A 19,992-nucleotide genomic window follows, 5' to 3' on the forward strand; every position below is an offset into this window, starting at 1 on the left:
CTGTCAGTACCAGTTTCTATAGAAGGGAGAGTTGGCAACGCTGAGCAGGGCCTCGTCGCCTGACGAGTCGCCATAGGCGTAGATGTAGAAATCTTCAAGGTTGCCGACGCAGCCTTTGAGGCGCCTGACTTTCTCCCCATCGACACAGTTGGCCCCCGATATGCCCCCGGTCAGCTTGTTCCGGGCCGTCGCCAGGCGCGTGCCGCACACGTAGTCGAAACCAACTGCCTGCCCCCACGGGATCAGGTAGTTCTCCGGCGAATTGCTGACCAGTGCTGTGACGTGTCCCATGGATTGATGCCATTTCAGCCGACGCAGCGCTTCGGGCCTGAGCCAGAGCGGCAACTGTTCGCTGATGAAGTACCTGGCATGTTCGCGCTCCTGCTCGACGCTCAGACCTCCCAGATAGCAGGCGATAAACGCCAGTCGCGCCTGCATCAGCGGTGTGATTCCCAGGATCACGCTGAGCATTTTTGGCAGCAGGGGGATGATCCTGAGCCAGAAGGGCCGGGTTCCGACGATAAAACGCATGTAGCGCCAGAAGGTATGCCTGTCGGTCAATGTGCCGTCGAAATCGAAAACGGCCAGCACCGGTCGCGTGTGATCAGCGTGCATGGATCTCTTCCTTGAGAGGGACAATCTGTATGTTCCTGGGGAGTTTGAAGGCGGAAAGGTAACGGGCGAGCAGGGTGGATACGCTGTCCTGGCTAAGCTCTGCGCTACCTTCCACAGACAAGTGCAGTACGTTGATGGCTTTATGGTCCGGGACGATGTAGGCCTTTGCCCGCACTGAACCGGGGTGCTTGAGGGCAATGGACTCGATTTCTTCCAGGTCGATCATCTGCGCTTTGATTTTCGAGATGCGCAGGCGCTGGCAGCAGAAAAATACGTGCCCATCGTTGTCCTGCCAGACCAGGTCGCCGGTGTGGAACCAGCCGTCACGGAAAAACCGGGCATTTATCTGCGGCGCATCGTCATAACCTGGGATAACCATCGGGCCGCGTACCAGCAGCTCGCCGATACGCCCCACGGCCACGTCGCGGCCCTGACCATCGACAATTCGCAACTCGACACCACCGATCGGTTGGCCCATCGCACCGCGATGCACCTCGCCGACCGAACTCTGGACAATCACCGGCATGCTTTCCGTCAGTCCGTAGCCTTGCAATACAGGGCCACACCCCAGCAAATCGCCAAGCTTTTGCGCTTCATCCGCCGGCAGATGGCTGCCGCCGGAATAAATCATCAGTTGTGGATGCAGCGGCAGCCGTGGGCCCTTGCGTTTGGCCAGTCGGGTATTGAAGTAGCGGATGACATCCGGCACCAGGCAGGCAAAGGACACCTGATGCTCGGACAAGACTTGCGCCAGGTCCCTGTTGAGCAGGCTGTTGGTCATCAGCAGCGTAGCGCCGATGCTGAGCGGGAAAACCATCATCACGGACAGGCCGAAGATCGCGTACAGCGGCAGGGTCACCAAGTGGACCGACCCAAGGCCTTGAGGGTGAAACTGCTCGTGCAAGCCGTCGCTTGACTGCGTCAGGTCCAGATAACGATGAGAAACAGCCAGCGGCATGCCAACGCCCCGATACGTGAACTGTACCGAAACGACCGGGTTGCCTTCAGGCAGCGACAAGGGCCAGAGCTGATGCGAAAGATCAGAGGCGGCCGTTGCGTGTTCGGGCAACGACAACGGTTGCTCATCGGCGGTGCGGACGACGAGGCAACGGACCGACTGAAAGACTTCGCGGTGTTGCTCGAACAACGAATCGGTCGTGACGGTCAATGCGGGCCCGGCGAGGCCCAGCACGTTGCTCAGTTCGTACGTCGTCAGCTTGTGGTTAAGGATGACGGGGATAGCACCATGGCCAATGATCGCCAGATAATAGGCGATGAAATCCACCCCATTGGGCAAGACAAGCGCAACTTTCTCTGCGGACGACACCCCAAGGGCATGGAGCAAACCGTTGCACGCTTCGGCCTTGTTCAGCAAGTCGCGGTACGTGAAGGTTTCTTCCGCATCAAGATTCCTGATAGCGATGGCGTCGGGGTGCAAATCCGAAAAACCGACAAAGCGATGCAGGAAACCTTCTTTACAGGTAAGGCTTTTCATTCCACCAACCTCTCAATCCTTGAAGTCATGGCCAGATAAATAAGTACTGCAGAGGCAGGCTAATTTTTCAGTTGAGCTTTATGTAGTTATTGTTCCGATACCAGTCCAGCGTATCGGTCAGGGTTTCAGTAACCGGGCGGAACGCGCATTTCAGTTCACTTGAACTTTTGCTGTGGCTGAAATGGGTCCTCCCTTGTTCCTGCTCAATGAGCTTGACCGTGGAAGTACTGATAAGCACCGGCTTTTTAGTAACCCGGTAATAAATTTCATAGGCGAAAGCGATAAGACGCAGCATGAACAACGGAACAGGCCGTTCCGGTGCCTTTATCCCGCTGACGTTGGCCAATGCCCGAAAGATAGTCTTCATGTCCATATGATTGCCGGCAGCCAGATAACGCTCTCCCGATCGGCCACGTGTTATCGCCGCGATTTGATGTTCCGCCACGTCACGGGCGTCCACGACTGAAAAACTCCCGGGAAGAACCCCCGGCAATTTTTGTCCTACGAAATCCAGCAGGAACTGACCTGACGAGGTAGGACCGATGTCGCCTGGGCCAAACATCCAACCGGGTAAAACCATCGCGACGAACATGTCCGGATGCAGCGACAAGAACTCCTGAACCTTCTGTTCAGACAGGATCTTGCTCAGGTAGTAATCGTCTGCCTCGGACTCGTCGCGCGACATGGTCTCGTCGATTACCTGATCGCGGTTTCCCTTCAGGACCGCGATGGAGGAAGTGTGGACCGCACGGCGAATGCCCGCAGCATAGGCGGCCTGCAACAACCGCTCGGTGCCGGTTACATTGGTATCGTAGAGCTTTTGCCAATGCTTTCCGCCTTTATAGCTGTCGCGAAAATAGGCCGCTGTATGAAACAAGGCATCACAGCCTTCAAGGGCATGGCTGAATGCATCAACATCAAGCATATCGCCCTGGACAAGTTCGACGGGCAAACCGTCGAATTGCTTCTTCGCTTTTTCAATGGAACGTACCAGCGCCCTTACTTTGATGTCTCGTTTTAAAAGTGCATGGACGACATTGTTCCCAAGCAGGCCTGTAGCACCTGTAACAAAGGCATATTCCATTAAAATCCAGCTCCTGTGAGGTAGCCTGCTCGTGCAGCTTCGTCGCTGAACAGGCGTTGGATGACCCAACGGCGCCAGTAAAAACCATTCGGTATCTGGAAATCAAGCGGTATTTCACTATCGAGTGAAAGCCGAGGTGTCTGGTACGGGCCTGAGACGCAATGTCTCAACGAATTCGCCAGGCTGATGACGCCATTTTTCCGGCATGTAAGCGGTTTTTTCCCCAAAGGGGGCAGGGCAGTGGTCGCTCTGAATCCGTTGCATTTTGATGAAAACCGTCACCTCGCTGTCGTCCGATCCTGCCAAAAATAGGTGGCGATTACATGCCAGATTTAAAACTTTAAATGCAAAGGACGGGTACGGATGGTAAGGTGCAAACAGCTGATTCACTGAACTGTTTCATCTAGTTACAAACAAACATATTGGGCCAAAGGAGCCGAGGGCGTGATTAGAAAAAGATTAGGTCGCGAGGAAAGCCAGCAAATAACACGAGACAAGTTATTTGATACCGCCACTGACCTCATGATCAAAAAAGGCTTCCACGCCGCCAGTGTCAATATTATCTCTGAAGAGGCAGGTTATTCGAAAGGTGCGTTCTTTTCCAACTTCTCAAGCAAGTCGGAACTGCTTCTGCAACTGACCCAGCGTTTCAAGCGGGTTGAAATAGACCGCTTGGGCGATACGTTGGCTGCGGGTTATACCGCAGAGCAACTCGCGCACGGATTGAACGCCTACATCGATACACTTAAAAACAATACGAACTGCGCCATCCTCGATGCCGAAATGCAACTGATCGCGTTACGCGATGAAGCGTTCGCAAAGCACTACTACGATCTGCATGAAGAAAACAGCGAGGCGCTGGGCAAGCTGATCACTATCATTTTCAACCATGCCGGCAAGAAACCTCCGTTGGCGTACGCAGCACTCGCGAAGACTTTCACGGCGCTGTCGGAGGGTTTGATATTGCAAGGACATAAAGATCCGGCGGCGGAAATCAAGCTGGTGCTCAATTCGCTCATCGAAACGGCGGAGCCATTGTAGGAATGCAAGCTGGTCAGGCAGTCGGCGATCAGCGTGAAGCTACCGCACGAAGAGTTGGCAGGCCGTCTTTGCGGAGCGTCTTGAGCCAGACGGTCCGGGATCAGGTTCCGGGGAAAGCCAGAGTTGCCGTGAGTACTGAAAAGGAGCCCGGCATGGCCGTCAAGGCGAAACATCTTGTTACGCATAATGTATATTATGTTAAACGAGATGCTATGTCAGAAATGTTCATGGGATTCATAAGGTACTGATTCGACAAACCCGCTTCTGACGTCCACTCTCTCAACGGGCCATATCCTTCGTGTTCATGGCGAGTCCTTGAGTGAGGTGGCCGCCGATAAATCTGATTCAGTGCCGTTACGCTTCTGGTCAGCGTGTACCGCTGCTTGTGCAGGATGGTCAGGCGGCGCCATTGCCCAAGCTAGTCCCATTCATCTACGTCCAGCTCAAGCTCAGGCATCGTGCATACAACACCGCCGCAGCGCACCTGCGTGCGATCCAGGCTTTCTACACCTATGCCAAAACCCGAGATCTGGATATCGATGAGGCCATCTTGGCCTGTCACTTTGAGGCGATTCTCGCCTTGTTGGATGATATGGATATTGTGTGCAGTGAATGAGTCGTAAGGCGTAGATCTATACATCATAGGCGCGAGCCTCCGACGGTATTCAGGGTGAACCATCGTGCTGCATTGAAATCGACAGGAATGGCCATCGTTAAATTCCTTTTCGGATCGGGCTTAAGATGCTGACCTTCCCCATGCACCCATCGCATGGATAGCTAATACCTTGCATTCAACGCCTCATCGATGACAGCGATGACTTGCAACGGCGACATCTCAAAATAGTATTTGGAGGGTATTCCGCTATTTGCAAAATAGAGAACGTCTCCCTGAGGCCGAAAGACGTATCCGCCCAAGGCAATGGGTTCGGTTGAGTCCGCTTGGAGATGTACCTTGAGCTTGACGAGCTGGGTCTCGTTCATCGAAATCTTCATCCAATCGCCCCAATAAGTTCGCAGTGCGATGGATCGATTCATAAACGTCCTAGATGTCGGTGGGGGGAGCGGCGGCGCCAAGCTACAGCGACTCGTCAAGTTTTGGGGATCCTAAAAACCACCCAGTAAATCCTGTCGCTAGTCGTGGACTTTAGCGGCCAAACTTATACCAACTGCCTCCTGAAAGCCCAGCGCATGATACCGGTTTGATGCATGATGGCCACTCGCCTCGGAGCATCAGAGGTCGTAACATCGGGAGCGTCTATGGGCTAGGCGACTTCTGAATACGGTTTTCTAAGAAGGAGCTGAGATGACCATCCCAACGCAGGAAGAGATCGCAATCGCAGCCGCGGAAGGCCGACTGCTAGATATAATATTCAAGGACAGATGGCGGCATGATACCGATGCCTATTCACAAGTGTTGATCAGCGCCCACCAAGCGAAGGAGATTAATCTACGCGCACTCCTCCCTCTTCCTGAGGCGCCCGCCTACTCGAACCATGAGCTGTATCTAGGTTTGGGAATCCTGGTGCCAGCATTGGGCGCCATTGCGCTCAACTGTGAGGACTTGCTTGAGCTCATGGCTGGGGCGGTCCATCAGGAGGATCCGATGCTCAACCACCTGGTGTTCACGGAGTCGATGAAATGGTGCCAAGCGGAATTTCATCGCCCCGTAGAGCTGCTGCACCTCATCGAGTCGGGCGCTCCTCTTGCTCGCAGATTCCACTGTTTGCAAGTATGCATATCCGCTGGTCTTTCGGTCGATCCAACGCTGTTCACTACAAAAGGCATTGAATTCCTTCAAATCGGTGATGCCCAGGAGCGGGCCCAAGCCGCCAGAGCTTTTTGCAATTTGTCATCTGGAACGCTGGGCACAAACGTTGACCTCAGCAATGCCGTTTCCAGCGTGATCGAGCGCGAGGCCGAACCATCTGTGCGAGATGCGCTTCTCGCTATGGCAATTGCTTGGTTAAAAGACGCGTCAGCTGATTCGCAGCTTTCAGTTTTAAAGTTGGTCGAACGAGCTGCCGCTCCCATTCGTCTGGAGGCAAAAAGAGCAGTCGGCCAAGCACTATTGGCAGGCGCAGACGCATACAGCCTCCAAGTACGTAACGATCTCCTTACCCTCGTGGCCTCAGGTCAGCCAGAGGATGAAATCGTAAATTTGCTGGATATCGTCTTGTCGCAGTTCATCAAATTTGGGGATGTCGTGTTGGCTCGTGGCGTAGTCGAAAGGCTGATTGCCACTGACCCCGGCGTGCCTTTTGATCATTTTGACTCAGTGGTGCATGAACTTGAGAGTGGAGACGACTCTCGGCTGAGTGAGTGGGTAGTGTCCTGGCTGCGGTCTGGCTCGTTGGCCCTGTGCCTATCGCTCAGAAGTGGACTTCTACAAGGCAGCGAGGAGCGGATGTTTGCGTTTGATTTCGCTCGCATGCCGGATTTGTTGGAAAGTGACTACCCTTTCATCGCACGTAAAGCGATCGGAACCTTCCTCGCAAAACCTCTTTTCGCCGCCTCACTGGTTGTCTGCATGATGCGCAGTGCCACCGGAGCTACCCTGAGAGCGCTAGAGAACCTTTTATTTGACCCAATCCTTATTAACTACTCTGGCCTGGGCTCAGACTATCTGAACGAAATTGCCGAGAATCCCGCAGATCTGGCATCGCAGGCCGTTCAACGAGTTATGGCGGCGCTGCGAGGATACCTGGATGGCCTGGGGGACGCGCATATTCGGGAGCTACAGCCTTCGGAGCGTCAGCGCCAGCTGGAGCATGACCTACGTAACGAAAAAATGCAGAACGATATGGCGGAAGCGAGAAAACGCTCCATTTTCAGCAGTCTGGTCAATGAAAAAGTCCTGCTATATGGCACCGGCATGGCCTGTTGGATTGCGGAGTTTCCCCAAGCACAAAATGATGCTAACGATCAGGTCGCGCCTATGCGGCGCATGGAGCAATCCCTTGCTACCGTTCAGCACACCTTTCATTTACCTCGTCAGTCGGTGTTAGATCCCACCACGCTGGAATTAACGATCTTCACCTTCCTACTTGAGCCGCGCTCGCAATGAAACTTGTATTCCGAGAGTACCTCGCCTCCCTGCGTGAGCGCGATGAACTTGATGTCGTTCTGCCTGACCTGCTAAGCGAGCTGGGCTACAACGTGATTTCGCGCCCGTCCACAGGGCCTCGCCAGTTCGGTGTCGACGTCGCCGCCGTTAGTCCTGCAGTGAAAGGTGAACAGAAGCTCTATCTGTTCTCAATCAAACAGGGCGATTTGACGAGAGCTGAGTGGGACGCAGTGCCCCAAGGTGTACGCTGCTCAATCAACGACATCATTGACGGTTACATTCCCAAGCGAATCCCCGGTCAGTACGATTCATTGAAAATCGTCATCTGCCTTTGCTTTGGAGGGATCGTTAAGGAGGCTGTACGGGACAACCTCACGGGCCTCATTACCAGAGAAAGTAATGATCGGATTTCATTTCAGGAGTGGAACGGTGATTACATGGCAGGCTTGCTCGCAGAGGGAGTGCTACAGCATCAACATGTGAGCAAAGCCCTTCAATCGAGGTTCCAGAAATCCATCGCGATGCTCGACGAGCCTGACGTTTCGATTCAGCATTTCACAGCACTCGTGGAAGGGCTTGTTAAAGCTGAAAATCAGCTCCCCGCGCAACGGTTAGCCACCCTGCGACAGATGTACATTTGCCTATCCGTGCTGTTTGTCTGGGCGCGTGATCAACAGAATTTGGAGGCACCTTACCGCGCAAGTGAGGTAGTCATCTTGCGAGCCTGGGAGTTGGTCAAAGGCGACATAGAAGCGGCGTCTGTAGGGCACAAGCGTATCGGGTTGACCTTCGAGGAGCTAGTGGAGCTGCACAAGACGATTTGCGGCGAGCTGATAGAGGAAAAAATCCTGCCGTTGACACCAAATCGCGATGCAGTGGCCTCATCAGTCAATTCCCATTGTGCTGTCGACATCAACTTGAAGGTGTTTGAGACCCTGGGCCGCATTGCAGTTAGGGGGTTGTGGATCCTCTGGCCTCATCAGGGCGGAGACAGATTGCGTGTTCTGGAGCCCGATGAGACGCCTGTTCAAGCATCAATGCTTGGACGTCACACTGCCCAGCTCATCAAAAACAATCGCGTCTTGTTCTCGCCAGTGGCAGATGAGCAAATCATCGAAATCAGCTGCGCCCTGATGTTCTTGTCGATGATGAGTGAGTCGCGAGATTTTGCGCAAAAATATTGCTGCGAGCTTCTGAACCACTACCACTTCAATTTCATGAAGCACCATCAGTACCCCTCTATCCACGCCAACTACCAGGATCTGATCAGGCATCCCATGGCGAGTACTGCTGAATATCGAACACAGCACACGAAGGGGAGCGTGCTCATACCCACGGCCATGCTCTGAGCAACGCAACGAGGCGAAACGTCGTCCAACGCGGAGTTTTCCGAGTTCGTACGAAATGAAATGCGCTACTGCAACCAGCAGCTTTGGATGCCTGGGCCGGACACCGAGAGTCAGCTTTATCTGGGCAAAACACCGCATGGGCTGGCGCTGTGTGACATCCCTATCACTGCAGACGGAAAAGCAGCCCGAGTGACACTGAATAAGGAATGTCTCGAGGGCGGTGACTACACTCGCCTCTCTGCTATCCAGCTTGCACATTGGCCAATATTGGTGATGGCATGCCGTCACAGTCGGCTGCCGCTTCCGCCGCAGCTTTGGTTGTCCCTTGTGTCGCATCCTGACCCTATCGCCGAGGAGGATACGTATATACCCTGTCTCACGCTAAACAAGGTGACTGTTGATGCGTATAGGTCGGGGACACTGTCGACCTGGCTTTTTGAGTCGATGACGCCATCAGCGGTCGATTATTCGTAATTGTAAGGAGCTGGCGACTTATTGCGCCTAGTATTTTGATCCCATTATGTGGCTTGGAGGTGTCTAGTAGATTAGGTTCGATTCAGTATGCATGGCCTGCATCCATCTGCCGTGATTAGTCCCAGATGGAATCGGCCATATGGCACCGCGGAAGGATTACTGTCAGAGACGTAACCCCTTGCCTCATCGAAACCAGAAAGACGTGCGGCAAGAGCTGGCATATGATTCATAGGCTCCAAGCTCTGAATGTCATCATAGCCTGCAGCCTAGCACCATGAGGTTATTTACTCATCCACCTCCACACGACCAAAGCTCTTCAACTTAAGGAATTTAGACCCACACAGACCTGCAGGAACCTTTCGCTTTAACAACTCATAAAAGTTTTCGTCATGCGTCGATATGACAATTTGCTTATCATGATTGAGCGCGATGCCTCGGAGCAGATCAATTGTTGACAACACGTTGATGGAATCCATCGAGTGAATCGGGTCGTCAATCAGAATTAGGTCAAGCGGCTGACCTGAGGGTGACTTAGCGTTCAGCGCTCTAGCCAAGAAGATGCTCAAGCTCAATATATTCAATTGAGCTGCGCTAAAATATAGTAGAGGCGAGATTTCTTTTTCAGACTCCTTATCCTTCACCATCACATTGAGCGTTGGCTTAGTTTTTAGCCGGAAACCGCAAGCGAACTTCACCTCGCTAAAATTTGGATGTGGATCAATTTTTCTGTAAATTTCATTGATTAAGTCTGTTTGAAACATACTGTCAAGCTGGCGCGCTAGCGTCGCATTGATGTCCTGGAGCTCAGCTGCAATCCTCTCTCTCAGCGACTCATACCCAGCACGTCGATTAACGGTGGCATCCAACTCTTTCCTGGCAAGCTCTCTACTGATAACAGGTCTTATGGAATCCAGCAACGCTTGTAGCTTGCCAAACTTTTCACGAGCTGCATCTAACGATTTCTTACGTTTAATAGTATCTTCAGTTGCGATACGCAAACGCTCTTCATCAGCTGCGTCACCTGCAAATGAAACCTCTACAGTCGTGACAAATCTTGAACCATATAACTCTATTCTCGCACGTAATTCAGAGATCCGAGAGGCGACTATTTCAACATCGCTTTTGATCAGCCCAATCTCTGTAGGAAGCCCGGCACTCTCCAACTCTTCTGCAATGTTAACTAAAGATTTTTCTGTCGCCTCCAATAACCCCCTAAGCTCTTTAGCCTCACCATTGAATTTTTCTGCAAAATCCTCAAGCTCTCCAACATCCCCAGAGAGCTCAAGATTATTCTCCAGAAGATAAACATGTACTTTTACAAAATCCACATCCGCTTCAATTTTTGCCAGTCCTGCCTTAGCTTCAGAAACTATTGAAATGGATGAGGACTGCAGCGGGCCGATTGAGTCAATTTCTTTATTTATAGCAGCCAAATCAGCCTGACCAATCTCAATTTTAGTCGTAAATCCCTGTAACTCTTGAATTATTTTTGCTGAAAGCTGCTCACGATCCAAGTTGAGAACTATGGCTTTATTCGATATCAAATCTTGCTTTGCGGAAGCAGTCTTCGATTCAATTAGAGCCTTATCACGCTGAGCCAGCGCCTCATCATTAGTTATTCTTCGGACATCAGTTGCAAGCTGTTCAATCTTTCTTGCTTTTAGAGTATTGATTTCAGAAATCATATCTGACAATACTCTTTTAGACCTAGCCAGGTTATCTATCTCAAGAGCACGTTGATCTGATTTTTCCTTGAGGAATCCTTGCAACAGTCCATTGCTATCTATTGCATCTTTGAGTTCACGGAATGAGCCATGATTCTTTTGGCATAGTGGGCAGTTAGGCCCAGGGTCTTTCGCTAAAATCTCTCCAGCAATTGCCGCAAGCTTTCCAAAAGCATTAGATTGGGTCTCAAGATCCTGAATAAGGAAATTGATATTAACGAGCCTGCTTTCGATGAGGACTGTTTCTGCTCTTGCCGCTCGAAGCTCAGAGAAGCGATCAGCCTTGATATCCAGAATCGCAAAATCCTGAACGACCAATTCAAAAACATCTCCGGGCATTTGATCTACAACTGATAGCAGCCTCGCCTGCTCGGTCAGCTTAGAGGAAATGAAATCTAGTTTTGTCGAAGCATCTTTCAGCTCTCCGGCGAGAACTAACTGATCATCTTCCGATTTCGCTATTTTTTCAAAAATGCCGTCAGAACCAGAGCGCAAAACATCCCAAGTGGCCTTGCGCTCCTGAAGATCTTTAAGTCTACCCTGCAACTCTCCTCTCTGTGAGATTAACTGCTCCAGCTTCAATTCAAATGTTTTAAGGAGTAAGCCCTCAGCGTTCACCGCCTTATCAAATTCCAACTTTGCCTTACGCAGTCCACGATATTTTTCACTGATCGCTACTATCGACTCATGTCGCCGAAGAGCTTCGGTTATGCTATTTAATTTGCGTGCGCACTCTGCTTGCGTTTGCAATAAAGAATCTTTTTTACCTAGAGTGCCTTGAGCACCTATAAGCTTCTGCTCTGCAGCAATCAGCCCAGACAGTTCGTCGGAGTCAGTAATATTGTAAGCTAGACCTTCTGCGAGCTCGTTTAGTGCCAACTCTCTAGTAGTCAGAAGGTCTATTTCATGCTGAGCTTTCGAGAGTGATGTTACAATTTCCTCGGTAAGCTCATCTGGATCCGTATCGCCAACAGCCTCTGGCAAGGAAGCAAGAGGAGTACCTGTTTCTCTTAGTTCTTCAGCAACAGCAACGAAGGCCTCTACTAGGCGATTATCAATTGGAGATTGCAGCTCATTTGATAACTTTTTCTCAGTGACTTTGCAGTTTTCAATTTGTTCGCCCACTCCCAGATACGCCGCCTGTACCGCCCGACGGAGTGACTCAGTTTCCTCACCATATTCTTCGGCAAACTCTTGGTAACGAGTCTCGGGGTTAACTCCGCGGATAAATCGATCGATCGCGTCTTGGGATAGGAAGATTGTTCGATAGAAATCAGCCCCCTCGGCGAGTTTTTTGTCCTTAAAATCGACATCGATACTGTCTTTCCGTACAACTCCCGGATTGCGGACAAATTCCTTAACAGTGGTTAATACTGAAACCTTCGTTTCTAAATCATCAGGCGCTTCGGTATTTCGTAGAATACGAAGGGCTTCATCCTCCAGTTTAGAACCACGTGCAACGGCTTCATAGATGCTACCTGTAAAGCGCTCTGAGCCATTAGTCATAGCCCATTCTACCGCGTCATAAAATGAGCTCTTCCCAAAACCATTTGGAGCATACAGCGATACAAAATTAGCCGGGACTTCAACTCCATCCTGGCCGTGTACCATAAAGTCAAACGTGCCGTTGGCTTTCTCAAGATAAGCTCGAAAAGCCTGAATCTCAACTTTCTTTATTTTCATGAGTATCACGCTCCGCTATCAGCTTTTCGATCATCTCTAACCTTTCGATAGACGTCGCCTCTAAATAGCCTGTCAGGGAAGACACAAGAGATGATGGCTTATATACAAACTTAACTCCAAAATTCTTGCCCGTTGAGAGATCTACTTCAAAGATTTCATGATTCAAGCGCTGGAGCGCGAACTCTTCTTTTAGCCAAAGCTGATCATCCGTACAGGAATCAAAAATTAGCTTTCTAGCTGTAAATTTATTATTCTCAATCAACAGCCTCAGGGGCCGACTTACTGATTCCCTACAAAAAAATGCTATATAAACATTCCACCTAGCTACCTTCTTCTCCGCCTTGTAGCGCAATGCCAGCACATTCTGAATTGCATTCCATTTATCCTCAAGACTTTCAGAGGTTTCCGCCCAGCACGCGATGCAACTCACAAAACCGGAGTTTCCAGCAGTAAAGAAATTGAATGAAAAATCTGGAAAGCTTTGTTGCACCTCCAGGATCTGATCATTGCTTGCACTTGTTAAATTCATCGGAGTATTTTTCCTTAAAAAGCTCCATGGACTTAGCCGAATTTAGTCCCAGAAAGTCTTGCTCATTTCTTGTTATACACTCACGATGGAGACTACCCAGAAGCGCAAAGCTGAAAGGTACATCACCGCCCTCCAGCCCCATGTCGATGCGTGCGCCGTCGTCACCATCATACTCAGCAGCCGGGGTGCCGATATCTTCTACTAAATATCTTATGAAATCTTTATTTGCAATCGGCGGACTACCAACATCGCCACTGGAAACTACTAAAAGCCCGCCATTATCAAGCAATTTTCTGGCCGAAGCTAAAATATTGTTCAAATCTTGCAGCCAAGCGTCTTTGCTTCTCGAGTAAACAAACCTACTGGTCCGCTCTATTCCTTTCAAATAGTTAAGATCCATCACATCCACATCATTTAATAGTGAATGAAGAATCAAGAATTCAGTAAATGCTGACCAGAGCTCGATGTCGAATATGGCTTCATCAGCCTGCCCGTTAACAATCAAGCCTTTGTCATACAGCGCTAACAGCTCATAGGGCTTAGGTATCCCCGCACGAACCAAGCTATCAGCTTTCCTATAAAGTTGATGCTGTAGAATCTGGAGAACCCTCGAACTACTTAGCGTGTAGTTAAAAGTGCTTGGCCTTATCTTGGTGAAGCAAAACAGAAATGAGGGAAGAATCGGGGATAGATCATTGGCTTTTACAAGCTCATCAAATCTTCCCATGTCAAAACATAGCACCTCACCAGCCTCTTGAGGTTGAGGGCCAGCCATTTCAATCTCGACACCAATCAAGTACGGTTTTCCACCTACAAGAAGGTAAACCCCTCCACCAGACGCACCCTTGATATGACCCCTGGGCGGCAGCCCCTCTAATGTCAAATAGAAACCTTTATCAAACTGTTTAACTTTCCCTTCGTAAGACTTAAATCTTTGCTCGGGAGTGTCTTCATTTTCTCGATACTCGGGAAACCCTGCAAATATCGCCTCACTCTTGTAGTCGAATTTATTATTTTTATATCTAACTGATTGCAAGTTCGGTATGAACGAGACTTTCAATAACGCACAGTCATCCTTATGAGGATACACTTCTAGGACGGTAATTGGGCGACCATCCCAAGTCTCAACTGCATTCTGAGCCTTCAGTGCATGTTTAGCAGTGAGCACGTAAGAGTAGTCTTCAGAGAGGCAGTGAACTAATACCCCGCTCCCATCATTAACTTTAACAGCATGCTCTCTGATAAATTCGTGAATGGACATTTAGAACACCATTTTTTCTTGGCAAACGTGTAGCCTTTCAGAATAAGCAGCATCTTCAGGCAGCATGATGCCCTTGAGAACAGATTTGTAGTTAAAATACACATGGTTATCTTGATGCGCATTAATAATTCGCGCAATGGTTCGCTTATCCGGATGTCCAAATATAGAACCATCGGTCGAAATGACATATTTTTTTGATGCGATTAGTGAAAGCAGTTTCTGGCTTGTATTGCCCTTGCTACCGTGATGCGAAATTTTTACGATGCTGCATTCGAGAGGGTTGGTCGGACTGTAGCCCAATGATTTGAGCTTTCGCTCAACCGTGCCTGCATACGAGTCGGCCAGTAGTAAAAGCTTTAAATCACCAACCTTCAATATGAAAGCTATAGAGCTTCCATTTGGTATGGAACGATCCGGTTTGAACCTATCCCCGGTCAAAAAATGGGAGAATGGAAATTTATGATCACTCTCAGCTTTGGCTGTTTTTTTATTTGAAGGTGGGTACTCACGCTCCCAAGCCTTGCCTAGTCTACGAAGCGAATTTATTGAGGGTGATAAAATCGTAAACTCCAATCCTAACCTGGTAATTGGGGTTAGTTCATTGTGAATTGCCTGATCAAACCAATTGAGTTTTCTAAGTTTTCCCTCCAGAGTGACACCTTGGGTGATACTTGTCTTGGTTTCAGTTCCCGCGACTCCTGCCACTTCATTTTTTTTATCATCAGCTTGTTCAATCGCTGAGCAGATAAGTCCGTAAGAATTAAACCAAAATTCCTTGACTAGAGAAGGTAAATAGTCATTGTATGACATGGCTGCGAGCACGCCCCCAATATGATCGTCGTCGACATGGGTAATCACAGCCAAATCAATAACTTCTCCATTTGCCTTGAGCTCTTCAAGGAGTAAGCGAAGGGGCTTTGCATATCCGTTTAATTGACCGAATGTCTCACCTGGCCCGCCATCGATCAGAAGGTTGAAAATTTTTCCTTCCTGCTCATGACGTAGGAATATGCAGTCACCATGTGAGGCGTGGAGGAATTGGATGGTGGTGCTCATGCTAGCTCCCTTAGCTACTGACTGCGGCATTATGCCACCAATCATAATTCCTTCGAGAGCGAAATTCGTCCTTTGATCTGAGCCCTCTCACTGCAGCTCATGCCCTGAGCTGATCCTTGTGTAGAGCTGAGAGCGGCGCGCGGACATCTGTGTGAAGCGGAGTACAAATGTACCCTGTAGGAATCAGAGAAATCTAGACTTGGCGAGCCAGCGCACTGCCGCTTTAGTTGTCAACCGTTACCTCAAGCCTTCGTTGCGCACAGCCAAAAAGTCAATGCTGTAGCGGCAAGGAGCAAAGCACTACTGGTGAAGAAGGCTGCCTGGTATCCAAGTCCATCGTAAAGCAAGCAACCCGGTATCAGTCAGCGAGAGCTTTCGCCTCGTGCAATACAGCAACCGCCCGACCAGGCGTTCCTACAGCGCCCCGATATTTCGCGACTGGAGCAAAGCAAATACTGATAGGCTTTTCAGAAAGCCTCGTATCGTCTGTTATGGTCAAGCATTGAATGGAAGCAAATTTTCTCCCCAGAACCCTATGGCACCACGACAATGACGAATTCGCCGAGCTTGAGCACTCAGAACTCGACGCTCTGGTCCGCAAGAATCATCGACCACTGATCATTCTGGGTGAAGCCGGGATGGGGAAAACCACTTTGCTCAAGTGGTTCGCGACCACCCATGGTTATCGTTTCGTCACAACCCGACAGTTGAGCCTTCCTCTTCCGCCAGCGCAGCCGTTGGACACGACCCAAGTGCTGGTGATCGACGCACTTGATGAGCTGACGGCGTCCTCCTCAACAGATGCGTTGCTAAAGACGCTTACGTCTCTGGCCCAACTCGGTTATCCGCGGTTCGTTCTGTCGTGCAGGGCATCCGACTGGCGAACTGCTGAGTGCTCCGAGCTTTTTGAAAGTCTAGCGCTCTACGATAAATCTCATATTGAACTGCATCTGAAGGCACTCACTGACGAACAGGTTCGACAGATTCTATGCAAGCGGCTGGGCGAACCTGGTGCATACAATCTCATTGCACACCTTGAGGCCCGTAGGCTCATCGACTGGCTTGGAAACCCCCACACGTTGGGTTTGATAATTGATGCGGCCGCGACGGGATTACCTTTACCAAAGGATCGCGCCGGATTGTTCGAGATGGCGATCTTGCAGTTGGTCAGTGAGCACAAGCCCAGCAAATGGGCTGCAGCACCTACCGAACAAGATGCACTCGACGCTGCTGGAGCCGCCTGCACCGCACTTATACTGGGCGACTTTGATTCCATCAGTCACGCCTCTGGTGGCGGTCGTGCACTGTCGTCGAAAGAGGCGAGCGAGTTGCCCGGTGGCGGTTGCTTGATTCGGGTGCTCGGAACACGTTTGTTCGATTCGGTTGGAGCGGATAATTTCAACTACACCCACAGAAGTCTGGGCGAATACCTGGCCGCTCGCTGGCTTTCAAGTCATGCTGACTCACCTCGCAAGCGCCGCCGGTTATTCGCTTTGTTTCATGGATCCGGACTCGTCCCAGCAAGCTTACGCGGCGTGCATGGATGGATAGCGCTCTACCCCGCTTTCGCATTAGAGGTTATCGCTACTGATCCCCTTGGCATCATCGAGTACGGTGACCCCGAACGCTTGACACTACGTCAGGCGCGTGCCCTTTTACTGGCGCTCGGCCAATTGGCATTGTGTAATCCGGGATTCATGACTTACGCCCACAGGCTTTCACTCAGAGGCGTGATCCGGCCAGGAATGGAAAGCGAAGTGGTGACGCTGCTGGTACAGCCGCAGCGATCGTTCGAGCTTCGGATGAGAGTGCTTCAATCGGTCAAGGACGCTGGCATTGCCGACACGCTGGCCCCAACGCTTCTGACGATGGTACGCGACGGTACAGAGTTTTTTGCCTCTAGAGGTGCTGCACTTGAGGCGTTACACCCATCGCTGTCGGTGGAACAGTCTTACGAACTGATTCAGTTACTTACGTCACAGGCCACCGACGACGGCGCACGACTGGCGCTGGATTTGGCAGGTTTGAAAGGTTACGCCCTGTTCGATGATAGCGACCTTGTGAAATGGGTGATCGCCTGCGCGCACCAGGATTATCGAAGAGGCGAAGCTGACAATAAATATGATGTGTTGATTGAGCATCTTCCCGAGCAGCGGATCAGCCGGTTTCTTGACTGCCTTACAGAAACCGCGATCGCGATGGAGTTGCCTGTCGAGTCACAGCAGAGGCCTGAGCTAGCAAATCTGACGACGAGTTTAACCTCCTGTTATCTCCGCAACCCGACCATCGTCGCAAGCGACCTGTTGCGTTGGCTACAGTTCGCTGCTTCTCATGGGGCGTTTCAATTTCCACCCAGCGATGTTCACGACCGCCTCGAATACGATCACAGACTACGGCGCGCTCTGCAACAATACGTTTTGCTGAGCAAAGATGGCGAAACCACCATGAGTAATCGGCATTACGGCCTAAGCTGCATATCCCCTGCCCTTTGGTGCTCAGAAGCAGATGCCGTTTCACTGCTCGATGCCCTTGACCCCGATGACCTGGCCGATGAGCGTTGGCGGTCGGTGGTTTCACTGACACCGCACAGTGACGATGAGGGTTCAGACATGCGCGTGGCGGCTCGTGCCTTCGCATCGAACTGTCCTGAGCGGCTGCAATGGCTCGAGCAACTACCACTGGCTCCGTCGCAAGAGGCAATCGCTGAGCAGTCAAGCACATTAAGCCGTTTCAACGAACAGGGACGTCAGCGAGATCAGACCCTGCGCTTGCAACGGTATCAGCGCAATGCCTGGGCCCTTCGGGCTGGACACTTCGAGCACCTGGTACAGCCGGCAATGATCTATCTGGGCCTTGATCGGGGTTACAGGTCCGATGCTGTCGCTGACGAATGCCTGGCTGAATGGCTGGACAAGGCGTTGGCACAGGACGCGCTGATCGGATTCGAGACCTACCTGCAACGTCTTCCTTGCGTACTTTCAGGCCCAGAAGTGAGCAGGTTCTACTCAACACAGGATTGGTACTTCGATCCGCCTGAAACCGGCGGCCCAGAAGGCATTTCGCCGCTGATCATCATCGCAGCGATCACTGAACGCCATCGAGTGAAACGGGGCTTCAGTGATCTCACAGATCTTCAGTTACTGACGGCTTCGCTAGCGTTTCGTCTTTGGGTATCCCATGACCCACAGCCGGTACGCCCGCTACTCAATGTCGAGCTGCAAGCGAGAGGGTTGTGGCGGGAAGCGCTGAGGTTGGCGTATGAACCCCTGGTCCAGACGGACGCTGGCAGCGACTCACTGGACGAGCTTTTGCATTACGACAAGGCTAACGAAGTGGCTGCGAGCTTGGCAGCAGAGTGGCTGCACACTTTGCCGTCGATACCGTACAGCCGCGAGAAAATTCTTGTAAAAATCCTTTTGGACGCCGATGAGCATCATCTGCTGGAATCATTAGGCCAACGGCGTCGCTTATATTCTTCGGAGCACATGTTGATCTGGGATGCTGTCGACCTGGCAATCGACTTCGAAATGACAGCTGACCGATTGGCCAGCGCTCCGCTGCACATGGACTTACTGGAATACCTCCGTTACCTGGTGATCGGGCATTACCCCGGCATCGATGGGCACACGATCAAACCTGATATCGCGCTGGTCGAGTGGATGATTTCCAATTTCCGCACGTCGTGGCCGCACACGGAGAACCCTGTTGGCGAAATCATCGAACCGGCACTGTTCGGGATCAATGACGGGGGGCTTGCCCAGCTAATTGATAATCTGGGCAGCCTTACAACCTCCGAAGCGATCGCCGCTTTGAACAGGCTCAGCAACGCCCCACGCGACTCCTACACAGCGCTGTTACTCGACGCCAAGTTCAGGCAACTGCGCCTTTGCCAAGAATCGATCTTCACCCCTCCAACACTGAAGGATCTGGTTGCCATCACGAGAGACGAGCCACCGCGCAGCGCTGCTGATCTGCAAGCCTGGATAATGGAGGAAATCGATACCATACAGGCCAAAATACGGAGTGACGATATCGATTCGTGGAGAGGTTTTTATTGTGATGACCAGATCAGCCACCAGAAGGAAGAGCGTTGCCGGGATCATCTTCTGGCCCTTCTCCGACAAGGCCCCGAGGGCGTTGTCTACTATCCCGAAAAGCATATGGCGGCTGACAAGGAAGTAGACATCTGGTGCTCGACCGTGAGCGCTAGCATCCCTATCGAGATCAAAGGGCAATGGCATAAAGATGTCTGGGATGCAGCGGATCTACAGCTCGACAGGCTCTACACAACCGATCACCAGGCCCAGCGTTTGGGTATCTATCTTGTTCTATGGTTTGGCAAGAACGCCAAGCTGAAGGGCCCAGGTAGAGGTGCTGATGCGCCTTCATCTCCAGAACAGATGGCGAGAATGCTTGAAGCGCGCAGTCAGGCAGCGACGCAAGGGCGTGTGAAAATCATCGTGCTGAATCTCGCTCATAATACTGAGGGAGTTTGAGCCCTCTCGCACACTCTTACGTCAGCAAAATTGCCACGGATTCCGCTGATGTCATGCTGCGATCCGCGCCTCCGATACCTACTGTCGTTAATATTCTGGATGCACAAAATCCAGATGGTAC

The 19,992-nt window shown here is 51.1% G+C and carries 12 protein-coding genes; 5 read left to right on the top strand and 7 right to left on the bottom strand.

Going from position 1 to position 19,992, the window contains the following annotated elements:
- Window positions 1-3: 3 nt before the first annotated feature.
- The 3 genes from J3P94_RS13920 to J3P94_RS13930 form a co-directional block, all read right to left on the bottom strand.
- Window positions 4-615: an HAD-IB family hydrolase gene (locus J3P94_RS13920; RefSeq protein WP_434568390.1), complete on the bottom strand. Its 612-nt coding sequence runs from the start codon at window positions 613-615 to the stop codon at window positions 4-6.
- The gene (locus tag J3P94_RS13925; protein ID WP_434568391.1) at window positions 605-2,110 is read right to left on the bottom strand and encodes a class I adenylate-forming enzyme family protein; all 1,506 of its coding nucleotides are present in this window, start codon (window positions 2,108-2,110) and stop codon (window positions 605-607) included. Before J3P94_RS13925 ends, J3P94_RS13920 begins: the two co-directional genes overlap by 11 nt.
- 67 nt (window positions 2,111-2,177) lie before the next feature.
- Complete coding sequence (locus J3P94_RS13930) at window positions 2,178-3,194, bottom strand: SDR family oxidoreductase (RefSeq protein ID WP_434568392.1); 1,017 nt, start codon at window positions 3,192-3,194, stop codon at window positions 2,178-2,180.
- Window positions 3,195-3,638: 444 nt separating this feature from the next.
- Between J3P94_RS13930 and J3P94_RS13935 the strand changes: the two genes are divergently transcribed.
- From J3P94_RS13935 to J3P94_RS13950, 4 genes are all read left to right on the top strand, one after another.
- Window positions 3,639-4,235 (top strand): TetR/AcrR family transcriptional regulator, encoded by a 597-nt coding sequence (locus tag J3P94_RS13935; protein ID WP_434568393.1) that lies wholly within the window; start codon window positions 3,639-3,641, stop codon window positions 4,233-4,235.
- A 409-nt stretch (window positions 4,236-4,644) separates the two neighbouring features.
- A complete protein-coding gene (locus J3P94_RS13940; RefSeq protein WP_434568394.1) occupies window positions 4,645-4,851 on the top strand; it encodes a hypothetical protein in 207 nt (68 codons plus the stop codon).
- A 687-nt stretch (window positions 4,852-5,538) separates the two neighbouring features.
- Window positions 5,539-7,299: a hypothetical protein gene (locus tag J3P94_RS13945; protein WP_434568395.1), complete on the top strand. Its 1,761-nt coding sequence runs from the start codon at window positions 5,539-5,541 to the stop codon at window positions 7,297-7,299.
- Window positions 7,296-8,648, top strand: a complete 1,353-nt coding sequence (locus J3P94_RS13950) for a chemotaxis protein (RefSeq protein WP_434568396.1) — start codon at window positions 7,296-7,298, stop codon at window positions 8,646-8,648. The genes J3P94_RS13945 and J3P94_RS13950 overlap by 4 nt, the downstream gene beginning before the upstream one ends.
- A gap of 758 nt (window positions 8,649-9,406) precedes the next feature.
- Here the strand turns inward: J3P94_RS13950 and J3P94_RS13955 are convergent.
- Genes J3P94_RS13955 through J3P94_RS13970 form a run of 4 tightly spaced genes read right to left on the bottom strand, consistent with a single transcriptional unit; the run spans window position 9,407 to window position 15,375 of the window.
- Complete coding sequence (locus J3P94_RS13955; protein ID WP_434568397.1) at window positions 9,407-12,529, bottom strand: hypothetical protein; 3,123 nt, start codon at window positions 12,527-12,529, stop codon at window positions 9,407-9,409.
- Window positions 12,510-13,058: an ABC-three component system middle component 1 gene (locus J3P94_RS13960; protein WP_330804124.1), complete on the bottom strand. Its 549-nt coding sequence runs from the start codon at window positions 13,056-13,058 to the stop codon at window positions 12,510-12,512. The genes J3P94_RS13955 and J3P94_RS13960 overlap by 20 nt, the downstream gene beginning before the upstream one ends.
- Window positions 13,033-14,319 carry an ABC-three component system protein gene (locus tag J3P94_RS13965; protein WP_434568398.1) on the bottom strand — a complete coding sequence of 429 codons (1,287 nt, stop codon included), beginning with the start codon at window positions 14,317-14,319 and terminating at the stop codon, window positions 13,033-13,035. Before J3P94_RS13965 ends, J3P94_RS13960 begins: the two co-directional genes overlap by 26 nt.
- The gene (locus tag J3P94_RS13970) at window positions 14,320-15,375 is read right to left on the bottom strand and encodes a ComEC/Rec2 family competence protein (protein ID WP_434568399.1); all 1,056 of its coding nucleotides are present in this window, start codon (window positions 15,373-15,375) and stop codon (window positions 14,320-14,322) included.
- Between the two features lie 506 nt (window positions 15,376-15,881).
- Here J3P94_RS13970 and J3P94_RS13975 point away from each other — a divergent pair.
- A complete protein-coding gene (locus tag J3P94_RS13975; RefSeq protein WP_434568400.1) occupies window positions 15,882-19,871 on the top strand; it encodes an NACHT domain-containing protein in 3,990 nt (1,329 codons plus the stop codon).
- The last annotated feature ends 121 nt before the right edge of the window (window positions 19,872-19,992 follow it).

The sequence above is a fragment of the Pseudomonas sp. Z3-8 genome, from assembly GCF_051131975.1.
GTDB lineage: Bacteria > Pseudomonadota > Gammaproteobacteria > Pseudomonadales > Pseudomonadaceae > Aquipseudomonas.